The following is a 2,681-nucleotide window of genomic DNA, read 5'->3' on the forward strand; positions in this document are numbered from 1 at the left end:
CGCGGAGCCCTCGGCCGCGGGGCTCGCGTCCGAGGGCTCCGCGTCCGAGGGGCCGCCGGCTCTCGCGCCGGCCCCGGCCCCGGCGGCACCGGCGACCCCTGCGGCACCGGCAACCCCTACCGCACCCGCCGCGCCCTTACCCGCATCCGCGCCCGTACTCGCATCCGCATCAGCATCCGCATCCGCGTCCGCGCCCGGCTCATCCGGATCCTCCGCGTCCAGCAACTGCACCGCATGCCGCCCCAACTGGGCGACGAGCGCCCCCGGCAGCCAGGGGTCGAGCGTGGTGCCCCCGGCGCTGAGGGTGTCCTGCGCCCCCGTCCGCTCCAGGACGTCGTCGAGGGTGGGCCGCGACGCGGGGTCCTTGCGCAGGCACAGCGCGATCAGCTCGGCCAGGTTCTCCGGAAGCCCGGTCAGGTCCGGCTCCTCCTGCGCGATGCGGAACATCAGGGCGTGCACACCGCTGTTGGCCGTACCGAAGGGCAGCGCGCCGGACGCCGCGTACGCCAGGACGGAGCCGAGGCAGAACACGTCGCACGCCGGGGTGATGCGGTCCCCGCGCACCTGCTCGGGCGCCATGAAGCCGGGCGAACCGACGAGCGCGCCGGTGCGGGTGAGGCCGCCGTCGGTGACCGTCTCCAGGGCACGGGCGATGCCGAAGTCGATGACGCGCGGGCCGTCGATCGTGACCAGCACGTTCGACGGCTTGAGGTCGCGGTGGACGATGCCCGCCGCGTGGATGTCCTTGAGGGCGTTGGCGAGCCCGGCCGCGAGGATGTTCACCGACCGCTCGGGCAGCGGGCCGTGGTCGCGCGAGACGACGGTCTGGAGGGAGGGCCCGGCCACGTACCCGGTGGCGACCCAGGGGATCGCCGCCTCGGTGTCCGCGTCCAGGACGGGCGCCGTCCAGGCGCCGCCGACCCGCCGCGCGGCGTGCACCTCCTGCCGGAAGCGGTTCCTGAACTCGTCCTGTTCGGCCAGCTCCTGGCGGACCAGTTTGACCGCGACCGTACGCCCCCTGCCGGACCGCGCGAGGTACACCTGCCCCATGCCGCCCGCACCGAGCCGCGCCAGCAACCGATACGCGCCGATCCGCTGTGGATCTCCGGGCCCGAGCTTTTCCATCGCGGCACCGACCTCCCCCATTGGTGTGCAACAGGGTGAGGATAGTGCGGAGCTGGGACAGCGTGGCCCGCCCCACCCTCTACGGTTCCGTAACGGGTTCCGCCACCGTTTCCGGATCCGGAGCGGAGAGCGCCTCCAGGACCTCGGACAGGCGTTCCAAAGAGCGTACGGCCTCGGCGAATTCGGCCTCACCGAGCATCGTCGTGAGCCAGTCGGCAAGCTCCGCGTGGCCCGGTTCGATCTTCGCCACCGCCGCCCTGCCGCCGGCCGTGGGGCGCAGCAGCTTGGCGCGGCGGTGTGCGGGGTTCGGCACGTACTCGGCCAGGCCCTCGCGCACGAGGAGGTCCGCCACGCGCTGCACGCTCTGCCGGGTGATGCCCATCGCACGGGCGACCCCCGCCACCGGCAGCGGCTCGCGCAGCACGGCGCCGAGCACCTGCCACCAGGCGGCGGTCAGGCCCGCAGGCCTCGCCAGCTCCTCCGAGCGGGCGAGGAACTGCCCGTTCAGCCGGAAGACGGTCAGCGCCGCCCGGCTGAGCAGGTCCTGCGGATCACGGCGGGCGGCGGCGGCCGGGTCGCGGTGTGTGGAGTCGGTCATCGTCCTGCCCCTCTTACGAGTTCAGCGTCTCGTACGCCGCCGGGTCCGAGTCGTGGAAGAGGCGGTACCACGCGTCCAGCTTCTCGCCCTCGAAGACGTCGCCGAGCCGCCCGAAGACCTCCCGCGCGAACGCGACCGGCTCGGTCGGGCCCGCCGTGATCAGGTCGCCGTCGGTGACCGCGTCCGCCTCGACGTACCGCTCACCGCCCTTGTAGCCGGAGACCGCCAGATACATCGCCGCGCCGCTCGTGTGCGCCCGGTCGTCGAGCAGCCCTTCACGGGCGAGGCCCGCAGTGGCCCCGCAGATCGCGGCGACCGGCACCCCCGCGTCGAGGAACGCGCGTGCCGTGCGGGCGAAGGGTGCGAGGTCGTCGCCGGTGTCCCAGAGGTCGGCGCCCGGCAGGATCAGCAACGAGCTGTCCTCGGGGCGCAGTTCGGCGAGCGACAGAGCGGGCTGGACGCACAGGCCGCCGATCGAGGTGACCTGGGCGGCCGAGGGGCCGACCGTGCGGATCTCGTATCCGACGCGGGCGAGCCACGCCGTGGTGTGGCCGGTCTCCCAGTCGGCGAAGGTGTCGTAGACGGCGAGGTGTACGGGCTTGCGGGACATGCGGGCCTCCGTTGGGTGGGTGCCGTGCTGTGCGCTGGGTGCCGTGCTCTGTGTACGTAAGTATGCTGTCATGATGACAACAGGCTGTCAATGGTCGCCCTTCACTCCGTTGGTCGTTTCCCACTGTCGTGGAGGTGCGGCCGCCCGGAGGTTGGACCCTATGAACACCACACTCAAAGCCGTTCTCATCTCAGGCATCCTCGCCACCACCGCTCTCGGCACGGCGAGCGCGGCACACGCCCAGGACCCGCCTCCCCCGGCCCTCGAAAACGTCACCGGGAACGGCAACGGCCTGCCCCTCGCCAACACGCCTCTCGCCAATACGCCCCTTGCCGCCACTCCCCTCGC

General features: G+C 72.7%; 4 protein-coding genes. 1 reads left to right on the forward strand and 3 read right to left on the reverse strand.

All coding sequences use genetic code 11. The features are described 5' to 3' along the window. From GKQ77_RS31280 to GKQ77_RS31290, 3 genes are all read right to left on the reverse strand, one after another. A partial coding sequence (locus tag GKQ77_RS31280) for a serine/threonine-protein kinase (protein ID WP_258022294.1) occupies positions 1–1,125 on the reverse strand: 1,125 nt, incomplete at its 3' end. Between the two features lie 79 nt (positions 1,126–1,204). Further along, positions 1,205–1,723 (reverse strand): MarR family winged helix-turn-helix transcriptional regulator, encoded by a 519-nt coding sequence (locus tag GKQ77_RS31285; protein ID WP_219692490.1) that lies wholly within the window; start codon positions 1,721–1,723, stop codon positions 1,205–1,207. A 13-nt stretch (positions 1,724–1,736) separates the two neighbouring features. Continuing rightward, complete coding sequence (locus GKQ77_RS31290) at positions 1,737–2,333, reverse strand: DJ-1/PfpI family protein (protein WP_219692491.1); 597 nt, start codon at positions 2,331–2,333, stop codon at positions 1,737–1,739. Positions 2,334–2,493: 160 nt separating this feature from the next. On the opposite strand from GKQ77_RS31290, the gene GKQ77_RS31295 reads away from it, so the two are divergent. Next, positions 2,494–2,681 (forward strand): hypothetical protein (locus tag GKQ77_RS31295; protein WP_219692492.1); only part of this gene is annotated, 188 nt, incomplete at its 3' end.

This window comes from Streptomyces anatolicus (assembly GCF_019400875.1).
Taxonomy (GTDB): domain Bacteria; phylum Actinomycetota; class Actinomycetes; order Streptomycetales; family Streptomycetaceae; genus Streptomyces; species Streptomyces anatolicus.